The sequence below is a fragment of the Conexibacter sp. SYSU D00693 genome (assembly GCF_017084525.1).
GTDB lineage: Bacteria > Actinomycetota > Thermoleophilia > Solirubrobacterales > Solirubrobacteraceae > Baekduia.
The window spans coordinates 982,502-1,003,157 of record NZ_CP070950.1 but is presented as its reverse complement, the minus strand read 5'-3'; the positions used below and the strand labels follow the sequence as shown (position 1 = coordinate 1,003,157).

General features: G+C 75.8%; 25 protein-coding genes. 17 read left to right on the top strand and 8 right to left on the bottom strand.

Translation table 11 applies throughout. The features are described 5' to 3' along the window. Nucleotide 1: 1 nt before the first annotated feature. Nucleotides 2-430, top strand: coding sequence for a GNAT family N-acetyltransferase (locus tag JUB12_RS05085; protein WP_205698543.1), 429 nt, complete (start codon nucleotides 2-4; stop codon nucleotides 428-430). Between the two features lie 44 nt (nucleotides 431-474). Here the strand turns inward: JUB12_RS05085 and JUB12_RS05080 are convergent, their stop codons facing one another. Then, entirely contained in the window at nucleotides 475-1,338 is an 864-nt protein-coding gene (locus tag JUB12_RS05080) for a deoxyribonuclease IV (RefSeq protein WP_205698542.1), read from the bottom strand. Between the two features lie 19 nt (nucleotides 1,339-1,357). Here JUB12_RS05080 and gltX point away from each other — a divergent pair, with 19 nt between their 5' ends. The 4 genes from gltX (at nucleotide 1,358) to JUB12_RS05060 (ending at nucleotide 5,457) form a co-directional block, all read left to right on the top strand. Further along, nucleotides 1,358-2,680 (top strand): glutamate--tRNA ligase, encoded by a 1,323-nt coding sequence (gene gltX, locus JUB12_RS05075; protein ID WP_205698541.1) that lies wholly within the window; start codon nucleotides 1,358-1,360, stop codon nucleotides 2,678-2,680. Nucleotides 2,681-2,876: 196 nt separating this feature from the next. After that, complete coding sequence (locus tag JUB12_RS05070) at nucleotides 2,877-3,941, top strand: HDOD domain-containing protein (RefSeq protein ID WP_241004421.1); 1,065 nt, start codon at nucleotides 2,877-2,879, stop codon at nucleotides 3,939-3,941. 47 nt (nucleotides 3,942-3,988) lie between these two features. After that, nucleotides 3,989-4,759: a hypothetical protein gene (locus tag JUB12_RS05065; protein WP_205698539.1), complete on the top strand. Its 771-nt coding sequence runs from the start codon at nucleotides 3,989-3,991 to the stop codon at nucleotides 4,757-4,759. Nucleotides 4,760-4,773: 14 nt separating this feature from the next. Continuing rightward, nucleotides 4,774-5,457: an MBL fold metallo-hydrolase gene (locus JUB12_RS05060; protein WP_205698538.1), complete on the top strand. Its 684-nt coding sequence runs from the start codon at nucleotides 4,774-4,776 to the stop codon at nucleotides 5,455-5,457. Here the strand turns inward: JUB12_RS05060 and JUB12_RS05055 are convergent. After that, a complete protein-coding gene (locus JUB12_RS05055) occupies nucleotides 5,454-5,831 on the bottom strand; it encodes a VanZ family protein (RefSeq protein ID WP_205698537.1) in 378 nt (125 codons plus the stop codon). The genes JUB12_RS05060 and JUB12_RS05055 overlap by 4 nt on opposite strands. 135 nt (nucleotides 5,832-5,966) lie before the next feature. On the opposite strand from JUB12_RS05055, the gene JUB12_RS05050 reads away from it, so the two are divergent. Continuing rightward, the gene (locus tag JUB12_RS05050; RefSeq protein WP_205698536.1) at nucleotides 5,967-6,359 is read left to right on the top strand and encodes an Rrf2 family transcriptional regulator; all 393 of its coding nucleotides are present in this window, start codon (nucleotides 5,967-5,969) and stop codon (nucleotides 6,357-6,359) included. On the opposite strand, the gene JUB12_RS05045 is transcribed toward JUB12_RS05050, so the two are convergent. Next, nucleotides 6,356-6,910 carry a hypothetical protein gene (locus JUB12_RS05045; RefSeq protein WP_205698535.1) on the bottom strand — a complete coding sequence of 185 codons (555 nt, stop codon included), beginning with the start codon at nucleotides 6,908-6,910 and terminating at the stop codon, nucleotides 6,356-6,358. The two genes, JUB12_RS05050 and JUB12_RS05045, sit on opposite strands and share 4 nt — an antisense overlap. Before the next feature lie 104 nt (nucleotides 6,911-7,014). Between JUB12_RS05045 and JUB12_RS05040 the strand changes: the two genes are divergently transcribed. After that, nucleotides 7,015-7,632: a TetR/AcrR family transcriptional regulator gene (locus JUB12_RS05040; protein WP_205698534.1), complete on the top strand. Its 618-nt coding sequence runs from the start codon at nucleotides 7,015-7,017 to the stop codon at nucleotides 7,630-7,632. A 1-nt stretch (nucleotide 7,633) separates the two neighbouring features. Next, nucleotides 7,634-8,374 carry a CoA pyrophosphatase gene (locus tag JUB12_RS05035; RefSeq protein ID WP_241004420.1) on the top strand — a complete coding sequence of 247 codons (741 nt, stop codon included), beginning with the start codon at nucleotides 7,634-7,636 and terminating at the stop codon, nucleotides 8,372-8,374. Here the strand turns inward: JUB12_RS05035 and JUB12_RS05030 are convergent. Together JUB12_RS05030 and JUB12_RS05025 are read right to left on the bottom strand one after the other, a co-directional pair. Continuing rightward, complete coding sequence (locus tag JUB12_RS05030) at nucleotides 8,371-8,853, bottom strand: SRPBCC domain-containing protein (RefSeq protein WP_205698533.1); 483 nt, start codon at nucleotides 8,851-8,853, stop codon at nucleotides 8,371-8,373. The genes JUB12_RS05035 and JUB12_RS05030 overlap by 4 nt on opposite strands. 10 nt (nucleotides 8,854-8,863) lie before the next feature. After that, entirely contained in the window at nucleotides 8,864-9,463 is a 600-nt protein-coding gene (locus JUB12_RS05025; RefSeq protein ID WP_205698532.1) for a DUF2867 domain-containing protein, read from the bottom strand. Nucleotides 9,464-9,518: 55 nt separating this feature from the next. Between JUB12_RS05025 and JUB12_RS05020 the strand changes: the two genes are divergently transcribed. The 6 genes from JUB12_RS05020 to JUB12_RS04995 are packed head-to-tail and all read left to right on the top strand — an operon-like array spanning nucleotide 9,519 to nucleotide 14,516. Beyond that, nucleotides 9,519-9,899 carry a molybdopterin-binding protein gene (locus JUB12_RS05020; protein ID WP_205698531.1) on the top strand — a complete coding sequence of 127 codons (381 nt, stop codon included), beginning with the start codon at nucleotides 9,519-9,521 and terminating at the stop codon, nucleotides 9,897-9,899. A 25-nt stretch (nucleotides 9,900-9,924) separates the two neighbouring features. Further along, on the top strand, nucleotides 9,925-10,650 hold the full coding sequence (gene modA / locus JUB12_RS05015) for a molybdate ABC transporter substrate-binding protein (protein WP_205698530.1): 726 nt from the start codon (nucleotides 9,925-9,927) through the stop codon (nucleotides 10,648-10,650). Beyond that, nucleotides 10,647-11,492, top strand: a complete 846-nt coding sequence (locus JUB12_RS05010; protein WP_205698529.1) for an ABC transporter permease — start codon at nucleotides 10,647-10,649, stop codon at nucleotides 11,490-11,492. The genes modA and JUB12_RS05010 overlap by 4 nt, the downstream gene beginning before the upstream one ends. Next, nucleotides 11,429-12,439, top strand: a complete 1,011-nt coding sequence (locus JUB12_RS05005) for an ABC transporter ATP-binding protein (protein ID WP_205698528.1) — start codon at nucleotides 11,429-11,431, stop codon at nucleotides 12,437-12,439. Before JUB12_RS05010 ends, JUB12_RS05005 begins: the two co-directional genes overlap by 64 nt. 9 nt (nucleotides 12,440-12,448) lie before the next feature. After that, the gene (locus tag JUB12_RS05000) at nucleotides 12,449-12,724 is read left to right on the top strand and encodes a hypothetical protein (RefSeq protein ID WP_205698527.1); all 276 of its coding nucleotides are present in this window, start codon (nucleotides 12,449-12,451) and stop codon (nucleotides 12,722-12,724) included. A gap of 46 nt (nucleotides 12,725-12,770) precedes the next feature. Next, a complete protein-coding gene (locus JUB12_RS04995) occupies nucleotides 12,771-14,516 on the top strand; it encodes a CocE/NonD family hydrolase (RefSeq protein ID WP_205698526.1) in 1,746 nt (581 codons plus the stop codon). Here JUB12_RS04995 and JUB12_RS04990 read toward each other — a convergent pair. Next, nucleotides 14,513-14,956: a hypothetical protein gene (locus tag JUB12_RS04990; protein WP_205698525.1), complete on the bottom strand. Its 444-nt coding sequence runs from the start codon at nucleotides 14,954-14,956 to the stop codon at nucleotides 14,513-14,515. The genes JUB12_RS04995 and JUB12_RS04990 overlap by 4 nt on opposite strands. Before the next feature lie 118 nt (nucleotides 14,957-15,074). On the opposite strand from JUB12_RS04990, the gene JUB12_RS04985 reads away from it, so the two are divergent. Then, nucleotides 15,075-15,632 carry an HhH-GPD-type base excision DNA repair protein gene (locus tag JUB12_RS04985; protein WP_205698524.1) on the top strand — a complete coding sequence of 186 codons (558 nt, stop codon included), beginning with the start codon at nucleotides 15,075-15,077 and terminating at the stop codon, nucleotides 15,630-15,632. Further along, nucleotides 15,599-16,522: a penicillin-binding transpeptidase domain-containing protein gene (locus JUB12_RS04980; protein ID WP_205698523.1), complete on the top strand. Its 924-nt coding sequence runs from the start codon at nucleotides 15,599-15,601 to the stop codon at nucleotides 16,520-16,522. Before JUB12_RS04985 ends, JUB12_RS04980 begins: the two co-directional genes overlap by 34 nt. Here the strand turns inward: JUB12_RS04980 and JUB12_RS04975 are convergent. Together JUB12_RS04975 and JUB12_RS04970 are read right to left on the bottom strand one after the other, a co-directional pair. Continuing rightward, nucleotides 16,519-17,958, bottom strand: a complete 1,440-nt coding sequence (locus tag JUB12_RS04975; RefSeq protein WP_241004419.1) for an AarF/ABC1/UbiB kinase family protein — start codon at nucleotides 17,956-17,958, stop codon at nucleotides 16,519-16,521. The genes JUB12_RS04980 and JUB12_RS04975 overlap by 4 nt on opposite strands. An 80-nt stretch (nucleotides 17,959-18,038) precedes the next feature. Further along, nucleotides 18,039-19,457 carry a cytochrome P450 gene (locus tag JUB12_RS04970; protein WP_205698521.1) on the bottom strand — a complete coding sequence of 473 codons (1,419 nt, stop codon included), beginning with the start codon at nucleotides 19,455-19,457 and terminating at the stop codon, nucleotides 18,039-18,041. Nucleotides 19,458-19,559: 102 nt separating this feature from the next. Between JUB12_RS04970 and JUB12_RS04965 the strand changes: the two genes are divergently transcribed. Then, nucleotides 19,560-20,519, top strand: a complete 960-nt coding sequence (locus JUB12_RS04965) for an RNA polymerase subunit sigma-70 (RefSeq protein WP_241004418.1) — start codon at nucleotides 19,560-19,562, stop codon at nucleotides 20,517-20,519. Nucleotides 20,520-20,656 lie beyond the last annotated feature (137 nt).

Genomic DNA, 20,656 nt, shown 5'->3' with positions numbered 1-20,656 from the left:
CGTGGCGGTCGCCGAGCTGACCGTCCGCCCGGCCGAGCCGGACGACGTCGACGCCGTCCTGGCCGTGTGGCGCGAGGGCCGCAGCCCGCACGCGCGCACGGCCGACACCGAGGAGGTCGTCGTGCGCCTGCTGCGCGACGCGCCCGGCGCGCTCATCGTGGCCGAGGACGCCGGCGACGTCGTCGGCGTGGTCATCGCCGGCTGGGACGGCTGGCGCGGCCAGCTGCACCGCCTCGCCGTGGTCGGCGCCCACCGGCGCCCCGGCGTGGGCAGCGCCCTCGTCCGTGCCGGCGAGGAGCGCCTGCGCCAGCTCGGCACCCCGCACGTCTCGGCGCTGGTCGGCCGTGACGACCCCCAGGCCGCCGCCCTCTGGACCGCCGCCGGCTACCGCCTGGACGACGACATCGGGCGCTGGGTCCGCGACGTCTGAAAGGTGCCAGGCACCTTCCACGTCTGAAAGGTGCCTGGCACCTTTCACCCTCCGCGGCGCCTGATGCCCTCCTCGCGCAGGCGGTGGCAGAGCTGCAGCTCCTCGGGGCTCGGGCCTTGCTTGTCCGGCCCCTGCGTCTCGAGCAGCACGGGGAGGTCCTGGAAGCGCGGCTCGCTCAGGAAGGCGCTGCAGCCCAGCTCGCCGAGCTCGCCCTCGCCGACGTTGGCGTGGCGGTCGCGGTTGGAGCCCAGCGGGGTCTGCGAGTCGTTGAGGTGCAGGCAGCCCAGGCGGTCCATGCCGATGATGCGGTCGAAGTCGTCGAGGACCGCCGTGAGGCGCTCGTCGTCGCGGACGTCGTAGCCCGAGGCCAGCAGGTGGCAGGAGTCCAGGCAGACGCCGAGGCGCTCGCCACCGCCTGACGCCTCGAGCAGCGCCGCCAGCTCCTCGAACGAGCGACCCAGCGTGCCGCCGGCCCCGGCGGTGTCCTCGAGCAGGAGCTTGCAGCCCTCCGTCGCGTCGAGGGCCTCCTCGATGGTCTTCCCCGCCCGCTCGATGGCCGGGCCGACCTCGCCGCCGAGTGCGCTGCCCGGGTGCAGGACGACGCCGCGGGCGCCCAGCGCCTGTCCGGCCTCGAGCGAGGCGATGAGCGAGGTGAGGGTCTTCGCGCGGATCTCCTCGTCCTCGGAGGCGGCGTTGAGGAGGTAGACCGCGTGGATGACCAGCGCCTTGACCGGCGAGTCCTCCATCGCCCGGTGGTAGGCCTCGAGCTTGGCGTCGTCGTAGACCGTCGGCTTCCATGCCCGCGGGTTCTGGTTGAAGATCTGGATGGCCTGCGCGCCGCGCTCGGCGCCGCGCTCGACGGCCTTCGCGGGACCGCCGGCAGGGGAGACGTGGGCGCCGATGAGCATGTGCCTAGAGTCCTAGCCGATGCGCGTCCGCTTCGCCCCGTCGCCCACCGGCGCCCTGCACATCGGGGGCGCTCGCACCGCCCTCTACAACTGGCTGATGGCCCGCGGCCAGGGCGGGACGTTCGTGCTGCGCATCGAGGACACCGACCGCGAGCGCTCCACGCCCGCGAACGTCGAGCAGATCCTCGACGCCCTGCGCTGGCTCGAGCTCGACTTCGACGAGGGCCCGATCTCGCAGGTCGAGCGCGCGCCACGCCACCAGGAGGTCCTGCAGGACCTCCTCGACCGGGGCCTGGCCTACCGCTCGAGCGCGACCGCCGCCGACGTCAAGGCGTTCAAGGCCGAGCATGGAGCCGACCGCGGCTTCCGTGGGGAGGCGGAGGCCGAGGGTGCCGTGCGCCTGCGCGTCCCCGACGACGCCGAGCTCGTCGTGCACGACGTCATCCGCGGCGACACCACCTTCCACAGCCGCCACCTCGACGACCCGGTGATCGCCCGCGCCGACGACACCGCGCTCTACAACTTCGCGGTCGCCGTCGACGACCACGACGCGCAGATCACCCACGTCGTGCGCGGGGAGGACCACCTCTCCAACACGCCCAAGCAACTCGTCGTCTACCAGGCGATGGGCGCCGAGCCGCCGGTCTTCGCGCACCTGCCGCTGCTCCACGGCCCCGACGGCAAGAAGCTCTCCAAGCGCCACGGCGCCGCGTCGGTCCAGGAGCTGCGCGACGCCGGCTTCCTGCCCGAGGCGGTGCGCAACTACCTCGCGCTGCTCGGCTGGGGCGACCCGGACGACGAGACGCTCATCAGCACCGACGAGCTCGTCGAGCGCTTCGACATCACGCGCGTGCAGAAGAACCCGGCGCGCTTCGACGAGCAGAAGCTGCGCTGGATGAACGGGCGCTACGTGCGCGCGCTGCCGCTCGACGAGCTCACGGAGCGCCTCGAGGCCCACACCGGGCGCACCGGCCTGCGCGCCGCGGTCGAGATCTCCGCCGAGAAGATCCAGACGCTCGAGGACTTCTGGCCGCTGGCCGGCTTCCTGTTCGACGGGCCGTCCGACGACCCGAAGGCCCGCGAGAAGTGGCTGGCCGACGGGGGCAAGGAGGCGCTGGCAGCGGCCCGCGAGGCGCTGTCGGGCGCGGACCCGTTCGACGTCGAGCACGTGGAGCGGGCGCTGCGAGGCGTCGTCGAGGCGCGCGGCGCCAAGCCCAAGGACGTCTTCCAGCCGGTGCGCGTGGCGCTGGCAGGGACGACGATCTCGCCGGGCATCTTCGAGTCGGCGGCCGTCCTGGGCCGCGACGAGACGCTGCGGCGCATCGACGCCGCGCTCAGCTAGCCCGGCGTCGCGGGCCGACGGAGGCCCCGTGGGGGGCCGAAGTGCGACACGGAGCACGGTGGTTCGGGGGCGCACTCAACCAGACGTCCACTCCTGCCGATCACCCTGGTGGACGGGGACCTGACCACCCCGGTCCCGCCCCACCCGAACAGGAACGTCTGCCCCCTCCATGACTCCTCTCGCCGCCACTGCCGCCGTGCCTGCCGTCCCGGACGCCACCCAGGAGGACGCCCAGCGCCGTCACAACGAGGGCCACGGCCGTCGTCTGACCGCGGCGTTCGAGGCGCTCGAGGCGTTCCCCGCCCTCGCCGAGTCCCGCAACCGCCTGCTGCAGGTCGTCCAGGCCGAGCGGATCTCGGCCAGCGACGTGGTCGCGGCCGTCGAGTCCGACGTCGCCCTGGTCATCAGCGTCCTGCGCCTGGGCAACCAGGTCGAGGGGCGCACCCGCGGCAAGGTCGAGTCCGTCGTCCAGGCCGTCGAGCTGCTCTCGCCGGAGGCCGTCAGCGCCCTGGCGACCCGCGCCAAGACCTTCGACTTCTTCGAGCGCTCCTCCGTCTGGGACGCCGCGCCCGAGCGCTTCCGCCTCCACGGCGTCGCCACCCAGCGCGCGGCCGAGCGCCTCGCGCAGGAGGTCGACTACGGCGAGCGCGACCGCCTCATGGTCACCGCGCTCCTGCACGACATCGGCAAGCTCGTGCTGATGCACGCGTACCCGGGCTACCCCGCCCAGGTCCACCGCGACGCCCGCACGCCCGAGGAGCGCATCCACCGCGAGCGCCGGGAGCTCGGCGTCGACCACGCGCTGGTCGGCGGCGTCCTCGCCCGCCGCTGGGGCCTCCCGAAGGCCGTCGCGTCGGTCATCGAGCGCCACCACGCCGACGACGCGACCGAGGAGGCCGCGTTCGTCCGCCTCGCCGACATGCTCGCCCACTACGCCCAGGGCCAGCAGGTCTCGCCGACCGAGCTGCTGAAGGTCGCCCGCGTCATCGGCCTCGGGCCGAGCGAGCTGCGCAAGGTCATGTACGACCTGCCGTACCCGACCGGCGGTCGCACCCGCCAGGTCGACCCGTGCCCGCTGTCGGGCCGCGAGGTCGAGGTGCTCAAGCGCCTGGCCGAGGGCAAGGTCTACAAGCAGATCGCGCTCGAGCTGTCGCTCAGCACCTCCACGGTGCGCACCCACCTGCACAACATCTACGGCAAGCTCGGCGCGGTCGACCGCGCCCAGGCCGTCCTCATCGCCACCGAGCGCGGCTGGCTCTAGGCCGAAGACGGTCCCGCGCGCCACGCGGGACCGTCATGCTCCATGGCGTGCGTGCGTCGCTGAGCGTCCTCCTCGCGGCCGCCCTGCTCGGGGTGGCTCCGTCCGTCGCGGCGGCGGCCGTCGGCAGCGGCTGCGGGCCGGACGGGCCCACCCGCGCGGCGGAGGCGCCGTTCGCGACCGTCGCGGTCCCCGCGCTGGCGGTCGACGGCCGCCGCGTCCGGCTCACGATGGCGACGGCGACGCAGACCGCGGGCGCCGTCCTCCGGCTGGCCGGCGAGGACGGCACGGTGCTGGCCGCCACGCCCGCCGGTGCGTACGCGTGCACGACCGCCGGCGCGCGCAACGCGACCGTCACCGTCCCGCTGACCGCGGCGGGACGCACGCGCCTGCGCGCGCTGCGCCGGCTGGAGCTGCGCGGGACGCTGACGCTCACCAACGGGTCCGGCGTGACGAGGGCCGTGGCGATCAGCCTCCTGGCGGTCGACGGCCGGCTGCTCGCCAGGAACCCGGCTGGCCGGTGCCGCGCCGGCATCGCGTCGCCCACCCGTGTGGGCCGCGGCGACCCCCTCGGCGTCGTCGTGCGGGCGTGCTCGACGGGTCGTGTGCGGGTGGCGCTGCTGGCCCGCGAAGGGCCCGACCGCGGCGAGCAGCTGCTGCGTCGCACCGTGCGCGTCCGCCGGGGCCAGGCGACGCCAGAGGTGCTGTCGCTCGGCGAGGTGCCCATCGCCCGCTACCGCCTCGTCCTGCTCGACGCGAACGGCAAGGTCCTCGCTCGCCAGCTCCGCGACGTGCGGGTGCGGTTCGTGCCGCAGGGGTGAGAGGGTGTGGCGCCATGAGCGCCACGCCCGCCCCGTCCGTCGAGCGCGTCACGCGCTTCGGGATCGTCAACTGCTTCTTCGTGGACGAGCCCAAGGGGCTGACGATCGTCGACACGATGCTGCCGCGCTCCGGGCGGCGGATCATGGCGGCGGTCGAGGAGATCGGCCGTCCGGTCGCGCGCATCCTCCTGACCCACGGCCACGGCGACCACGTCGGCGCGCTCGACGAGCTGGCGGCGGCCCTGCCGGGCGTCGAGGTGGTCGTCTCGCGCCGGGACGCGAAGCTCCTCGAGGGCTCGAAGGCGCTGGAGCCGGGGGAGCCGGGCACGAAGGTCGGCGGCAGCGTCCCGGGCACGAAGACCCGGCCGACGACGCTCGTCGAGGACGGTGACACGGTCGGCTCGCTGCAGGTCGTCGCGTCGCCGGGCCACACGCCCGGCCACATCGCCCTGCTGGACCCGCGCGACGGGACGCTCTACTGCGGCGACGCCTTCTCGACGCTCGGCGGTGTCGCGACGAGCGCCAAGGCCAACCCGCGCTTCCCGCTCCCGGCGCTCGCCTCCTGGCACCGCCCGACCGCCCTGGAGAGCGCTCGCCGGCTGCGCGAGTTGGAACCCGCGCGGCTCGCGCCCGGCCACGGCAAGGTCGTCGAGTCCCCGCTCGCGGCGATGGACGCCGCGATCGCCCGCGGCGCCTAGGCCGCGGACGTCGACCGCGGTCGCCGGCGCCGCAGGACGGCCGGCCGGAGGCGGAACGCCAGCCACCCGAGCGCCACACCGACCGCGTCGATGAGGACGTCGACCGGCGTCCCGTGGCGGCCCTCGACCGTCGACTGGTGCAGCTCGTCGGTCGCCGCGTACGCGATGGCGACCACCGCCGCGGCCACTGGCGCCCGCCACCCCAGGGCCCGCAGCCACAGCAGCCATAGCAGCGCGTACTCCGTCATGTGGGCGCCCTTGCGCAGCAGCAGGTCCCAGTCGCCCAGCCCGCTGCTGAGGTCGGGCTGGTCGCTGAGGTAGAAGATCAGCCCCATCAGCGCCAGGGGCGGGGCGAAGCGGGAGACGAGGGCCACCACGAGCGGCGCATCCTGCCTGGTCGGGCGCCCGGGGCGCGCCGCCGCCGAGGTGTGACCGTTCGAGCACCCAGGTGATGTCTGAGCGGTCCCACCTCAGTCCGCGCCGCGCCGTCGCGTAGAGTCGACCGCGCGGTGCTCTCCATCACGACCAAGTCGCCCTACGCCCTCAAGGCCCTCGCCGAGCTCGCACGGACGGGCGGCGACGGCCCCGTGCCCATCGGCGAGCTCGCCAAGCGCCGCGACATCCCGGTCCAGGTCCTCGAGGGCCTCTTCGCGGTCCTGCGCCGCGCCGGCATCCTGCGCTCCCAGCGCGGCGTCAAGGGCGGCTACGCCTTCGCCCGCGAGCCCTCCTCGGTCACCGTCCTCGAGGTCGTCGAGCTCCTCGACGGCCCGCTGGGCACCGGCGCCGAGGGCGTCTTCGCCGACGCGGCCCAGGCCGCCTCGAACGTCCTGGCGTCCAAGACGATCGCCGACGTCGTCGAGGCCGAGCGCCAGGCCGCGGGCGCGGCGATGTACTACATCTAGCCCGCCGTCCGGGCGCGCGCCGCCCACACCAGGAACAGCACGGCGCCGAAGGTCATGTAGCCGGCGAGCATGGCGAGGTGGGCGTCGTCCTCCCCTGCGGCGGCCACGAAGCTCAGGCCGGCGACGGTGGACAGCGCGCCGCTGACCACGAGCGGCAGCTGGCGGCCCCGCGCACGGCGGTGCAGCGCGACGGTGAGCTGGAGGGCGCCGCTGACGGCGGCCCAGGCGCCGAAGGCGGCGAGCGTCGCGCCGGCGTCAGACCCGAAGGCGGCCAGACCGACGGCGACCGCGGCGGCGAGGCTGACCGCGGCGTTGATGTGCGCAACGCGGCCCGGGCTCAGCGCGGAGGCGACGGCGTCGATGAGGGGATAGGTCGAGAGGAGCGTGGCGGCCGCGGTGGGCAGGTCGGAGGCGGTGGTGGGGACGGCGTCGCCGACGGCGAGGACGAGCGCGGCGGCCCAGGCGAAGGCCAGGGCGGCGCGGACGACGGCGATGCGCCGTGCGGACGGGGCCTCGGCCGCGAGGCGGTGGGGAGCGACGGTGGCGGACATGGTTCCTCTCTCGGTAGAACGATGGTTCTCTCTTGCGGTGTCAGGAGAGAAGCACGCACCCCGGTCCGTTGTCAAGAACCATCGTTCTCTCTACAGTCTGGTCCATGCCTGCCGCCGCTCAGCCCCGCCCGCGGCGCTCCGAGGCCCGCGAGCGGCTGCTCGCCACCGCGTCGGAGCTCTTCTACGGCGAGGGGATCACGAGCGTCGGCGTCGACCGGATCGTGGCCGCGAGCAAGGTGACCCTGGCGACCTTCTACCGGCACTTCCCCAGCAAGCAGGACCTCGTCGTCGCGTACCTGCGGGGCGTGCACGACGCGGTCGTCGGGCAGGCGACGGCCTCCACCGAGGGTCTGGCGGGCGCCGAGCTGGTCCGGGCGATCGGACGGGACGTCTCCGCCCAGCTGGCCCGGCCCGGGTTCCGCGGCTGTGCCTTCATCAACGCCGCCTCGGAGTTCGAGGACGCCGACAGCCCGGTGCGCCAGGTGGTCGCCGAGCACCGGCGCTGGTACTACGAGCTCGTGCGCAGCGGCTTCGCCCAGGCCGGCCACGCGCTCCCCGGCAACGCGGCACGCCACTTCCTCATGCTCCGCGACGGCGCGATGACGGCCGGCTACCTCGAGGGTCCCGTCGTCGCCAAGCGCACGTTCAAGCGCGGCGTCGAGGGCCTGCTGCGGTCGATCGACCTGGAGCCGGCGGCACCGCACGAGGACGTGGAGGACTGACGTGGCCGCCGACCTCGTGCCCTACGACGACGCGCTGCGCGACCGACTCGCCACGAACCTCGCGGCGCACCCCCGCGTGGAGCTCCCGCTCGAGGACCGCCGCGCGGCGGCCGTCGCGATCGTCCTGGTCGACAGCCACGCGCAGGACCACGACGTCGAGCCGCTCGAGCGCATCGACATGACGATGGTCCCCGGCGCGGTCGTCGACCACCGCGGCCGCCGGCTCGACGGCCGCATGGTCGGCGTGGCCGGCGGCGCCGCGTTCCTCCTCTGCCGCCGCGCGTCCCGGCTCAACCGCCACGCCGGTCAGTGGGCGCTGCCGGGCGGGCGCATCGACGCGGGGGAGACCGCGCTCGACGCGGCGCTGCGCGAGCTCGACGAGGAGCTCGGCGTCCGGCTCGACCCGCCGAGCGTCGTCGGGTGGCTCGACGACTACGCGACCCGCTCCGGCTACCGCATCTCGCCCGTCGTCCTCTGGGGCGGGGCCGACCCCGAGCTCAAGCCGGCGCCCGACGAGGTCCTCGCGGTCTACCGGATCGGCCTCCACGCCCTGCTGGGCGCCGAGCGGCGGCTCATCGACATCCCCGAGAGCGACAAGCCCGTCCTGCAGCTGCCGGTCGGCAACGACCTCATCCACGCGCCGACGGGCGCCATGCTCCTCCAGCTGCGCCAGGTCGGCCTGCTCGGCCACGCCGGCGAGCGCGTCGACCACTACGAGGAGCCGGTCTTCGCCTGGCGCTAGGCGGCGCGGCGTCGGGCGACGCCGTCGTCGCAGGCGGCCTTGAGGGCGCGCACCGCCCGCCGGCTCTCGGCCCGCGACAGGCCGACGGCCGCCGGCTTGGTGAACCCGAGCCCGCGCGGGAAGCTCAGCGTGACGTGGCGGGTCACGTGGGTCTGCCCGTCGCGCTCTGCGAGGTCGACCTCGACGCGGATCCCGAGCGTGCCGAGCCCGAAGCGCATCCGCATCGGCTGGTCGAAGACGACGCGCCGCGGGCGGTCGAGCTCGGCCACCCGGCCGACGCGCGTCCCGAGGGGCGAGGGCTCCCGGTAGGTCGTCCCGACGACGACCGGGTGGTCGGAGACGTCGCGCGTCCCGCGGAACGCGCTCGAGCGCCCGAGCCACGCGTCCTGGCCGCGCAGGTCGACCAGCGTGTCGAAGACGACCTCCGCCGGCGCCCGCACGTCGGCCTCGACGGTGAACTCGCCCTGTGACCCCGGCACGCCGCCGACCCTACGCGACCGCGGGACGGCGCTCCTCGCCCTCCTCGTCCCACGCCCGCCCCACGTCGCGCAGCAGCGGCGGGTAGACCACGAGGTGGCGGAACGGCGCGATCGCCGCCATGTAGGCGTGGCCGAGCAGCCCGTTGCGCTTGACGAGGACCGCCATCTGCCCGCGCCAGCCGCCCTCGCCGTCCGGCACCCAGCCGACGTGGAGGACCCCGTGGACCGTGCGGTTGGCGAGCTCGACCGCGAGCTCGTCGTCCAGGAGGTAGACCGGCGAGAAGGGCGACACGTCGGGGAGGTGGGCCGGGTCGTGGCGCAGGACCTCGGGCAGGCGGTCGCGCAGGCTCGGCACACGCTGCCCGAGCCCGCCGTCCTCGCCGTCCCAGCCCAGGAGCTCGCCGGCCCGCAGGCGGATCGCGAAGAGCAGCCGCGAGAGCCGGGACGACCCACGGGCCGGGTCGAGTGCCGCGAACGCCCGGACCAGGCGGGGGAAGTCGTCCGGACCGCCGCGGGCGGGCAGCGCCCAGACGTCCTCCAGGCGGAAGTCGGGCGCCAGCTCGTGGATCAGCCACGGCCGCGACGTGTGCGCGCTCCTGGGCAGCGTCATCGCCCGCGCATCCTCCCGCGCGGCGGCGCGTCCGTCGAGTAGCGTGGCCTCGCCCGTGAGCGAGAACGGCATCCGGATCGGCGCGGTGGCGCAGGCCCTCGGCGTCAGCGTCGACACGCTGCGCCGCTGGGAGCGCGACGGCAAGGTGGCCTTCGAGCGCGTCGGGGGCGAGCGGGTGATGGCGCCCGAGGAGCTCGCGCGGCTGCTGCGCGAGCGGACGCCGACCGACGGCCGGTCCAGCGCGCGCAACCGGTTCACGGGCGTCGTCGTCGACATCAAGCGCGACGGCGTCATGGCGCAGGTCGACCTCGCCTGCGGGCCGTACCGCGTGGTCTCGCTCATGTCGCGCGAGGCGGCGGACGACCTCGGCCTCGAGCCCGGCTCCGTCGCGACCGCGGTCGTCAAGGCGACGACCGTCGTCGTCGAGCGCGCCTAGGCATTGCCGAGGTACGCTGCACGACGTGCCCGTCCGCCGCACGGCGCTCCTGACCCTCCTGCTCGCGCTCGGCCTCGCGGCGCCCGCGCACGCGCTGACCGTCTACGCCGCCGCCTCCCTGCGCGAGGCGCTGCCGGCGTTCGACGACGGTCCCCGCTACAGCTTCGCCGGCTCCAACACGCTCCAGCGCCAGGTCGAGCGGGGCGCGCCGGCCGACGTCCTCCTCGCCGCCAGCCCGAGGGAGCCGCTCGCCCTCTACCGCGCGGGCCGCTGCACCCGGCCGCTGACCTTCGCGACCAACCGCCTCGTGCTCCTCGTGCCGCAGGGAGACCCGGCGAAGGTGCGGTCGGTCTTCGGGCTGCGCAGCGGACGGCGTCGCCTGGCGGTCGGCAGCCGCGGCGTCCCGATCGGCGACTACACGCGGCAGGTGCTCCAGCGCCTGCGCCTCAGCTCGGTCCTGCGGACCAACACCGTCTCCCAGGAGGCGGCGGTGAGCGGGGTCGTCGCGAAGGTCGCGCTGCGCAGCGCGGACGCGGGCTTCGTCTACGCGACCGACGCCCGCGCCGCGGCGGGGCGGACCGACGCCATCGCGCTGCCGCGCCGGGCGCAGCCGACCGTCCGCTACCAGGGCTGCATCGTCCGGCGTCGCGGCGGCGACGGCGAGGGCGCGAAGGCCTATGTGCGCGCACTGCTCGGCGCCCGCGGGCGGGCGGTCCTCCAGCGCTTCGGCTTCGGCCTGCCGCCGCGATGACCCTGGACCGGCGCGGCCTGGCCGGGACCGCCGGGCTCGCCCTGGCCACCGGCCTGCTGCTCGCGCTCCTCGCGCTGCCCGTCGTCGCGCTGCTGGTCGAGGCGCCGCTGGGGGACGTGCCGTCGCTGCTCGGCGACGAGCACGTGCGCAAGGCGCTGCGCGTGACCGCGATCACCAACGGCCTGGCCAACGTCCTCGTCCTCGCGCTCGGGACGCCCGCGGCATGGATGCTGGCGACGAGGCGCTTCCGCGGCCGCGCCCTCCTGGTGACGCTCGTCGAGCTCCCGCTCGTCCTGCCGCCGGCCGTCGCGGGCGTGGCGCTGCTCAGCGCGTTGGGCGCCGGCGGTCTGCTCGGCGACGAGCTGCAGGACGCGGGGGTCGTGCTGCCCTTCTCGCAGTGGGCGGTCGTCGTCGCCGTCGCGTTCGTCGCGTCGCCGTTCTACGTCCGCCAGGCGATCGCCGCGTTCGAGGCCGTCGACCCGACGCTGCGCGACCTCGCCCGGACGCTGGGCGCCTCGCGCGCGCGGACCTTCGCCCGCGTCGTGGTGCCGCTCGCGCTGCCCGGCCTCGTCGCCGGGTGGGTGCTCGCGTTCGCGCGCGGCATGGGCGAGTTCGGCGCGACGATCATCTTCGCCGGCAACGTCGCCGGCGAGACCCAGACGCTGACCCTGGCGGTCTACGACCAGCTCGAGGCGGACTTCGACCTCGCGCTGGCCATCGGCGTCCTGCTCGTCGTCGTCAGCGCCGGCGTCCTGCTCTCCTACAAGCTGCTCCTCGCATGGCGGACCTCCTCGAGCTCGACGACGTCGTCGTCCCGCGTCGCGCCTTCGCCGTCGGCCTGAGCCTCGCCGCGGGCGCGGAGGTCGTCGCGGTCGTCGGTCCGTCGGGCAGCGGGAAGACCACGGTCCTGCGGGCCGTCGCCGGGCTCGAGCGGCCGGCGCGCGGCCGGATCGCGAGCGCGGGGGAGACGTGGTTCGACGCGGGCGCCCGCATCGACCTGGCGCCCGAGCGGCGCGCCGTGGGTTGGGTGCCCCAGGAGCACGCGCTCTTCCCGCACCTCACCGTGGCGCGCAACGTCGCCTTCGCGGGCGATCCCGGCGACCTGCTCGAGCGCCTGGGCGTCGGCCACCTCGCCGGCGAGCGCCCGGGGCGCCTGAGCGGGGGCGAGCGCCAGCGCGTGGCGCTGGCCCGTGCCCTGGCGCGCCGCCCGCGCGTCCTGCTGCTCGACGAGCCGCTGGCGGCGCTCGACGCGCACACCCGCATCGGCGTCCGCGGAGAGCTGGCCGAGCACCTCGCCGAGGCCGGGCTCCCGACGCTCCTCGTCACCCACGACTTCCGCGACGCCGCTGCGCTCGCGGGCCGGGTGTGCGTGCTGCGCGACGGCGCCGTCGTCCAGACCGGCACGCCCGACGCGCTGCTCGCCGCGCCCGCCACGCCCTTCGTCGCGGCGTTCACGGGGGCCCAGCTCCTCCGGGGTCGGGGGACCGGCGCCACGGTCCAGCTCGACGCGGGACCGGTCGTGCCGGTGCCCGGCAGCGGCCGCGTCGTCGTGGCCGTCCACGCCCACGAGCTGCGCGTCGTGCCGGCGGCGCCGCAGGACGGCGCGCCGGCGATCGCCGGGACGGTCAGCGCCGTCGCGCCCGAGGGCGACCGCCACCGCGTCCGGGTGGCCGGGGTGGAGGGGCTGAGCGAGGCGCCGCTGCGCCCCGGGGACGCCGCGTGGGCCGTCCTGCCTGGCGCGCCGCGTGTCCTGGCCGAGGACCCAGGCCCTCACCGGCCGCCGTCCTAGGCTGGGCGGATGCCGGAGTTCGGGGACCTGCTGCGCAACTACACCTCCCACGCCGGCCAGGCGCTCCCGCCGATCATCGCGCGGGCGGCGGCGTCGCTGGGCATCGAGGAGGACGACGAGCGCGCTCGCGGGCTGCTGGCCGTCGCCCTCGCGCAGGCCTACCTCGCCGGGGCCGACGCCGGGCAGACGGAGGTGCTCGCCCAGGCCGTCGAGCAGGGCGTCGACATCAACGTCCGGCACGTCCACGCGCCGCAGCGCTGGTGGGTGGAGGGCGACGAGGGCTAGCGGCCCTCCTGCGAACACGGCTGTTCGTAGGAGGTAGGGTCGGCCGATGCGCCGCGCCGTCCTCGCCGTGCTGGCCGCCACGGCGGTCGTCCTCGCCGCCGCCGGCCCGGTCTTCGCGGCGACGCTGAGGCAGGACCGCGCCCGCGCGTCGGACGGCGTGACCCTGCAGACGACGCTGACCGGTCAAGCCCCGCTGCTCGCACGCCCGACGCTCGTCGAGTTCAGCCCGTACGGCCGCGCCAGCGGGACGCTCGACGCCGGCCCGGCCTACAACCACCTGCTCGTCCAGATCCGCGGGACCGGGGACAGCGACGGGTCGTTCGACGCGCTCGGTCCGCGCACCCAACGCGACGTCGCCGAGGTCCTGCGATGGGCCTGCGACCAGCCGTGGAGCGCCGGCAGGCTCGCGCTGCGCGGGTTCAGCGCCAGCGCGATCACCATCTACAACAGCCTCCACCTCGAGCTGCCCTGCGTCGAGGCGGCGGTCCTCGGCTCGGGGACGTTCGAGCTCTACCGCGACCTGCTCGTCCCTGGCGGCGTGAACAACCTCGTGCCCGGGGCCGGCGTGATGGGCCTCATCGGCGTGCCGGCCCTGGCGCAGGGCCTCGACCGGATCCGGCGCGACCCGGGTTCGGCGCTGGGTGTCCTGGGGGGCCTGCTCAAGGCCGGCCTGGACGAGCTCGCGCACCCGACGCTCGACGGCTGGTGGCGCGCCCGCGGCTTCCGCGGCGACGTCAACGACCTGCCGGTCCTCATGGTCGGGTCGTTCTTCGACGTCGAGTCGCGCGGGGCCTTCCAGGCCTTCCAGGCGCTGCGCGACGACGGCGCCCACCTGCTGGTGGTGGGCGCCCACGACGGCGCGCCGAAGGGCACCGACGGCGGGCTCGCCGCGTCCCGGGCGTGGCTGGACCACCACGTGCGCGGCGTCGACAACGGCGCCGAGCGCGAGCCGCGGGTGCGGATGCTCCTGGCCGACGGCGACCGGGAGGACTTCACCGTCGGCGGCAAGGTCGTCGCGCGCGACGCGGGGGACTGGCCCGTGCCCGGCACGCGCTGGGAGCGTCTGGCGCTCGACGCGCGGCGCAGCGGCACCTCGCTGTCGCCCAGCGCCGGGACGCTCACCCTCGGCGCGCCGGCGAAGGGCGGACGGCAGTCCTTCGCGGCGCTGCCGTCGATCCCGCTGCAGACGGACCCGCCGAACGCCGGGATCGTCGGCGGCTTCGGGATCAACGCGCTCACGAGCGCCCTGCCCGTGCTGAGCGACATGACGCTCAGCGAGCCGCTCGGGTTGTCGTACACGACCGCGCCGCTGCGCCGGGACGTCGTCGCCGCGGGGCCCGCGGCGGTCGAGGTCGACCTCGCGACGACGGCCCCGGAGACCGCCGTGTGGGCGGTCGTCTCGGACGTCGACGCCGCCGGCGTGCCGCATCCGGTGGCCAGCGGCCGGCTGCTGTCGTCCTTCCCGGAGGTCGACGAGGCCCGGTCGCTGCGCGATGCGTCGGGCGCGCTCGTCCAGCCCTACGGCGACTTCTCGCGCAAGCGCCCGACCGCCCCGGGCCGCAGCCGCCGCCTGCAGGTGGAGCTCTGGCCGATCGGCAACCGCTTCCGCGCGGGGCACCGCATCCGCCTCACGCTGGTCGGGGCATCGCTGGCCTCCCTGCCGACCCTGCCCGGCGTCACGACCGTGCGCCTCGGCGGCGAGCGTCCGTCGCGGCTGCTCCTCCCGGTGCTGCCGGAGAGCGACCTGCCGGCGGCGCTCGGGCAGGCGCGCAGGCGCGCCCGGCGCCGCTAGACGCCGACCGGCTCGCGCTCGCGCGCCGGCGCGGCGTCGCGCTCCCACGCCACCCGCGCGGCGTCGAAGTCGGGCCACGGCAGGCCCTGCGGCGACGGTCCCGCGGGGGAGGGACGGCGCGGCGGCGGCCCGCCGCCGCCCTCGTCGTCCTCGGCGTCGCGCGCCGGTGCCGCGTTGCGCGCGGGGACCTCGTAGCGCCCGGCCACCCAGAGGGCCAGCAGCCCGAGCCCGGGCGTCGTGAGGATCCCGGCCGCGACGCCGGCCCACTGCTCGACGAGCGCCAGCACGACCGTCGCGCCGGCGGCCGCGACCGAGAGCGCCAGGAAGGCGACGCACAGCGACGACGCGTGGCGGCGCAGCGGCCGCGGGACGGGCACCGCCTCGACGAGGAGGGCGCCGGCGGCCAGGACGGCGAGGAGGGCGAGGACGAGCGGCGGCATCGGAGGGCGGGGTGTTCCCGGCCGAGCGTAGCCCGACGCCACCCCGCGCGACAGGTGTCTGACACCTGCTGCCCGGACCGGCGTCAGACGCTCGTCGGGCAGGCGTAGGATCGCGGCCGTGCCCGAGCAGCTGCACTTCACGGCGTCCGAGGAGGCCAACGCGCTCATCGCGCAGGACCCCATGGCGCTCCTGGTGGGCTTCGTCCTCGACCAGCAGGTGACCGTCCAGAAGGCCTTCGTCGGGCCGCTGGCCATCAAGGAGCGGATCGGGTCGCTCGACGCCGCCGCGCTGGCCGACGCCGACCTCGAGGCGGTCTTCCGCGAGAAGCCGGCCGTGCACCGCTTCCCGGGGTCGATGGCCCAGCGGGTGCACGAGCTGGCCGTCCACGTCCGCGACCACTACGACGGCGACGCCGCGCGGGTGTGGACCGACGCGCAGGACGCCGCGGAGCTCAGGGCCAACCTGGAGGCGCTCCCCGGCTTCGGCGAGATGAAGGTCAAGGCGCTGGGCGCCGTCCTGGCCAAGCGCTTCGGCGTCGCGGCCGCGCACGAGCTGGTGCCGTGGCACCCGACGCTCGGCGACGTCGACTCGCCCGAGGCCCTGGCGGAGTACCAGGCCCTCAAGCGCGTCCACAAGGCGCAATGGTCCAAGGCCTCCGCGCCGCAGGCGCGCTGATCGCCTCGTCGGCCGCGCTCGCGGCCGGCTGCGGCGACGACCGGACGACGGCGCCGGCCGCCGACGAGCGGCGCCCGGCGAGCGCCACGGCGACGGCTCCCGCCGCGCCCGCGCCGGACCTCGCCGCCGTCGCCCGCCGGGCCCTCGGCACCCGCACCGGCGGGGTCGTCGTCCTCGACGCCCGGACCGGCAGGACGGTCGCGGCGGCCGGCCGCGGCGGGCACGACCCACGCCGCACCCGCGTCCGGCCCGGCTCCACCTACAAGACGCTCGTCGCCGCGGCCGCGCTGCAGGCGCGGGTCATCACCGCCGGCACGCAGCTCGAGGGCGACGCGATCCCCGAGCTGGGGATGACGAACTTCCGCGGCGAGCGCTTCGGCCCCATCGACGTGGCCGACGGCCTCGTCGTCTCGTCGAACACCGCCTTCGTCGACCTCTCGCTGCGCGTCGGGCGCCGCCGGCTCTTCGCCGCCGCCCGGCGCGCCGGCTTCCCCGTCACACCGGCGCCGCTCCAGGACGGCACGGGCGCCTACGTCGATCCCGACGAGACCCAGGTCGCCACCGTCCACGACCTCGCGCAGCTCGCCGCGACCTTCGCGCACGACCGCGTGTGGCGCCCCGAGGTCGCGGCCACCGTCCGCGGCGCGATGGCCGACGCCGTGCGACGCGGCACCGCGAAGACGCTGCGCGACCTCCGCCCGCGCGTCGCGGCGAAGACCGGGACGATGGGTCGTGCGGACGGCCGCACCCAGGCGAGCCTCATCGCCCTCACACCGGCCGACGCCCCGCGCTACGCGGTCGCCGCGAGCGTCGTGGCACGGCCCGGCGAGCTGGGGGACGACGCGGCCGGGCCGGTCGTGCGCCGGGTGCTGCGCGCGCTGCCCGGCTAGGCCAGCAGCGCCGACAGCTCGTCCCCGTGCTCCTCGCCGATGCGGCCCAGGACGCCCGTCACCTCGGCGAACAGGTCGGCCTCGGGCGCGACCGACGCGGCGAAGGCGCTGAGGTAGAGCAGGTTCTTGAAGAAGAGGACGAGCTCCTTGGGCATCGTGAAGCCGTTGGCCGCCAGGACGCGCAGCAGCCGGCCGAGGGTGTCGCCGAGGCGGTCGAAGGTCACGGCGCCGTCGGCGCGGGCGTCCAGGCGGTCGAGCTCGGCCTGGAGCTCGCGGGCGAGCGCGCCGACGTGCGCGTCGGCCGGTACGGCGCCGAACTGCTGCATCGCCGCGACCTGCGCGGCGGCGTCCGAGGCGGCGAAGCCGAGGAGGTAGCGGACGAGCGCCGCGCGCCGGCGGTCGTCCAGGCGACCGCAGATGCCGAAGTCGACGAGCGAGAAGTCGCCGTCGGGTGCGACGAGGACGTTGCCCGCGTGCAGGTCGCCGTGGAAGAGGCCGTCGAGCAGGGTGCACTGCAGCACGCCCTGGATCGCCAGCCCCAGCAGGCGCTCGCCGTCGACGGGGCCCTGCTCGGCCGCTGCGCGGTCGTAGGGGACCCCGGGCAGTGCGTCCATGACGAGCAGGCGCTCGGTCACCAGGCCCTCGACAGGACGCGGGACACGGACGTGGTCCAGCCCGCGCCGCTCGAACATCGCCGCGCTCTCGACGAGGTTGAGCGCCTCGAGGCGCAGGTCGAGCTCCTGCAGGACCAGCGAGGCGAAGAGCTCGACGAAGCCCGTCAGGTTCGCCGCGGCGGCGGCGGGGTGCAGGCGCTCGGCGGCGGCCGCGGCGAGCGCGAGCGTCTCGACGTCCGAGCGCACCTGGCGGCGCAGGCCGGGGCGGCGGACCTTCACGACGACGTCGGTGCCGTCGTCGAGGCGTCCGCGGTGGGCCTGGCCGATGGACCCGGCGGCCAGCGGCTCGTCGTCGAGCCAGGCCAGCCGCCCTCGCGCGTCGCCCAGTTCGCGGGCGACGACCTCCGCCACCACCCCAGGCGCCAGCGGCGGGGCCGCGTCGCGACACCAGCCGAAGGCGTCCACCCACGCGTCCGGGAGCAGTCCCCGGGCGCTGGCGATGAACTGCCCCAGCTTCACGTACGTCGGCCCGCCCGCCCGGACCAGGCGCTGCGCGCGCTCCAGCGTCCCGGCCGAGGCGGCCGGCGGCGCGACCGGCAGGCCCGCCGCCGAGGCCGCCGCGGTGAGGAGCGCCACCGGTGCGTCGGGCGCGGCGGCGCGCAGCACGCGCCAGCCCGTCGAGGCCAGGGCGCCGAGCGTGTCCGGCCAGATGCGGGGCCGGGCGATCGCCGCGGCCTCGGCCTCGAGCGCCAGCCGTACCCGCGGGAGGTCGCCGCGCCACCGGGCGACCTCGTCGATGCGCGCGAGCGTCGAAGTCGACATCGATCGATGGTACATCGATCCTCCTCCTCCGGGCCTACGTGCGCCCGGTCACAGCCCGGGGCCGGGTCGGTCCGGCGACGCTAGAGGCGCCGGCGCACCACGACCCGCGCCCCGTGGCGGGGGATCATCGTGACGTTGCGGTGCACCGCGCGCTCGGGCTCGGGGTCGACGGCCTCGAGGTCCAGGCGCTGCGCCATCGCGCGCAGGACGACACGCATCTCCGCCATGGCGAGCGCGGCGCCCAGGCAGCGCCGCGTCCCGCCGCCGAACGGCAGCCACGAGTACGTCCCGGGCTTCGCGTCGTGCCAGCGCTCGGGCCGGAAGCTGAACGGGTCGGGGTAGACGTCCTCGCGGTGGTGGACGAGGAGGATGCTCATCGAGATGGGCGTCCCGGCCGGCACGCCGTACCGACCCAGCTGCCAGGGCGCCTGCACCCGGCGCCCGATCACCGGGATCACCGGCCGCGAGCGCATCGACTCGTGCAGGACCGCGTCGACCTCGGCGCTGGCCGCGGCGTCGTCGCCCTCGCGCACCGCGTCCAGCAGCCGCTCGTGCGCCGCGGGCGTGCGGGTGAGCCGCTCCCAGGTCCAGGCGAGCTGGTTGGCCGTCGTCTCGTGGCCGGCGAGCACGAGCGTCAGCAGCTCGTCGCGCAGCTCCTGGTCGGTGAGGGGCTCGCCCTCCTCCGTGCGGGCCTGGAGCAGCAGCGAGAGGATGTCCCGGCGCTCCTCCAGGTCGGCGGCGGCGCGGCGGCGCTTGATGACCGAGAAGGTGAAGCCGTCGAGGATGCGCAGGCCCGCCTTCGTGAAGCCGATCGGCTCGTCGTTGCCGAGGTTCATGAGCTCGACGAGCCCGTAGACCGGCCACGTCGAGGCCTGCACGAGCTGGCGCGTGGCCTGGCGCAGGCCGAACTCCGGCGTGCCGGGCGACGGCTTGCCCTCGATGCCGAAGATCCCGGCCATGATCACGTCCAGCGTGATCGCCTGCATGCGCGGGGCCAGGGCGAGCGGCCTCCCGACGGGCCAGCGGGCGATCTCGCGCTCCGCGGCCTCGGTGATCATCTCGCGGTACTGCGCGATCGCCTCGCCGTGGAACGGGGGGAGCAGGAGCTTGCGCTGGCGCAGGTGGCGCGGGCCGTTGGCGGTCAGGACCGAGTTGGGCCCGACGACCGGACGCAGCGGCGACTCCGACGTGAGCGTGGGCACGTGCTCGACCTTCGCGGTGAAGATCGACCGGACGTGGTCGGGGTGCGCGGTGAGCACGGGACGGCCGGGGACGGGGCCGTGGAAGCGGAAGACGTCGCCCAGGCGCCGGCGGCCGCCGAACACGAACTCGATCTGGCGCTGGCTGAAGCGCAGGACCTGGAGCGCTCCGGGCAGCGGGACCTCGGGCGGCGCCGCAAGGCCCGCCAGCTCCTCCTCGCTGATCGGGCCGGCGGGGGAGGGCGGAGCCTCGCCCACGAGGGCCGTCGGGGTGGTCGCCGGCTCGTCGAGGAGCGCCATACCTACGCAACCGTAGCTCTGACGGACCGTCAGCGCAAGCCCGGGCGACCGATGAGTCTCGCTGCCGGCGCCGTCCCATCATCCATGACCGAGGATGCGCGGGTGCTCGACAGCGAGGCGGAGTTCGAGGTGGCGGCCCGGCGCCACCGGCGCGAGCTCCACGTCCACTGCTACCGGATGGTGGGGAACTTCGAGGAGGCCGAGGACCTCGTCCAGGAGACCTTCGCGCGCGCGTGGAACCGCCGCGACACGCTGGAGCGCCGCGAGTGGCTGCGGGCGTGGCTCTACAGGATCGCCACGAACGCGTGCCTCGACGCGATCAAGCGCGACGGGCGGCGCGTCCCGTCACTGGCGTCCTTCGGCGACGTCCCGTGGCTGCAGCCCTACCCCGACCAGCTGCTCGAGGAGGTCGCGCCCGCCGACGAGGAGCCCGACGCGGCGCTCGTCGCGCGCGAGACGATCGAGCTCGCGTTCCTCGCCGCGATCCAGCTCCTGCCGGCCCGGCAGCGCGCGGTGCTGGTCCTGCGCGAGGTCCTCGACTGGCCGGCGCGCGACGTGGCCGAGCACCTCGACATGGGGGTGGCGGCGGTCAACAGCGCGCTGCAGCGGGCGCGCGCGACGCTGCGCGAGCACCTGCCGCACGATCGTCGCGAGGACTGGACCGCCCGCGAGACGACCGAGACGGAGGCCAGGCTCCTGGCCGGCTACATCGCCACGCACGAGTCGGGCGACAGCGCCGCCGCCCTCGCGATGGTGACCGAGGACATCCGCATCACCATGCCGCCCCACCCGATGGCCTTCCAGGGCATCGACGCGCTGCGGCCGCTGCTCGCCCGCGCCCACGAGAGCGGGATGGGGGAGTGGCGCCTGCTGCCGACCCGCGCCAACCGGCACCCCGCCGCGGCCTGCTACCTGCGGGCCCCGGGTGACGACCGCTTCCGCGCGTTCAAGCTCGACGTCCTGCGGGTGCGCGGCGACAAGATCGCCGAGTTCACGACGTTCTCCGGTCGCCTGATCCCGGCGTTCGGCCTGCCCGAGGTGCTGCCCGAGCAGGGCGCCTGAGCGGTCGGTCAGCACCGATCTTGAAACCTCTGCCGGACCGGCGGGTCCGCAGGCGACCCGCCGGCCACACAGGAGCCCCTGACAGGTGTAGCTTGCCGCGCTTCCGGGGGGACGCCGGGCGCGCCGCCCCGGCGACC

What these genes read in the sequence shown, in the direction of transcription:
- JUB12_RS05080 (WP_205698542.1), bottom strand. Translation starts at nt 1,338, where the DNA reads ATGCTCATCGGCGCCCACGTCTCCCCTGCCGGCGGTCCCGCGAAGGCC.
- gltX (WP_205698541.1), top strand. Translation starts at nt 1,358, where the DNA reads ATGCGCGTCCGCTTCGCCCCGTCGCCCACCGGCGCCCTGCACATCGGG.
- JUB12_RS05060 (WP_205698538.1), top strand. Translation starts at nt 4,774, where the DNA reads ATGAGCGCCACGCCCGCCCCGTCCGTCGAGCGCGTCACGCGCTTCGGG.
- JUB12_RS05045 (WP_205698535.1), bottom strand. Translation starts at nt 6,910, where the DNA reads ATGTCCGCCACCGTCGCTCCCCACCGCCTCGCGGCCGAGGCCCCGTCC.
- JUB12_RS05040 (WP_205698534.1), top strand. Translation starts at nt 7,015, where the DNA reads ATGCCTGCCGCCGCTCAGCCCCGCCCGCGGCGCTCCGAGGCCCGCGAG.
- JUB12_RS05025 (WP_205698532.1), bottom strand. Translation starts at nt 9,463, where the DNA reads ATGACGCTGCCCAGGAGCGCGCACACGTCGCGGCCGTGGCTGATCCAC.
- JUB12_RS05010 (WP_205698529.1), top strand. Translation starts at nt 10,647, where the DNA reads ATGACCCTGGACCGGCGCGGCCTGGCCGGGACCGCCGGGCTCGCCCTG.
- JUB12_RS05005 (WP_205698528.1), top strand. Translation starts at nt 11,429, where the DNA reads ATGGCGGACCTCCTCGAGCTCGACGACGTCGTCGTCCCGCGTCGCGCC.
- JUB12_RS05000 (WP_205698527.1), top strand. Translation starts at nt 12,449, where the DNA reads ATGCCGGAGTTCGGGGACCTGCTGCGCAACTACACCTCCCACGCCGGC.
- JUB12_RS04995 (WP_205698526.1), top strand. Translation starts at nt 12,771, where the DNA reads ATGCGCCGCGCCGTCCTCGCCGTGCTGGCCGCCACGGCGGTCGTCCTC.
- JUB12_RS04990 (WP_205698525.1), bottom strand. Translation starts at nt 14,956, where the DNA reads ATGCCGCCGCTCGTCCTCGCCCTCCTCGCCGTCCTGGCCGCCGGCGCC.
- JUB12_RS04980 (WP_205698523.1), top strand. Translation starts at nt 15,599, where the DNA reads ATGGTCCAAGGCCTCCGCGCCGCAGGCGCGCTGATCGCCTCGTCGGCC.
- JUB12_RS04975 (WP_241004419.1), bottom strand. Translation starts at nt 17,958, where the DNA reads ATGTCGACTTCGACGCTCGCGCGCATCGACGAGGTCGCCCGGTGGCGC.
- JUB12_RS04970 (WP_205698521.1), bottom strand. Translation starts at nt 19,457, where the DNA reads ATGGCGCTCCTCGACGAGCCGGCGACCACCCCGACGGCCCTCGTGGGC.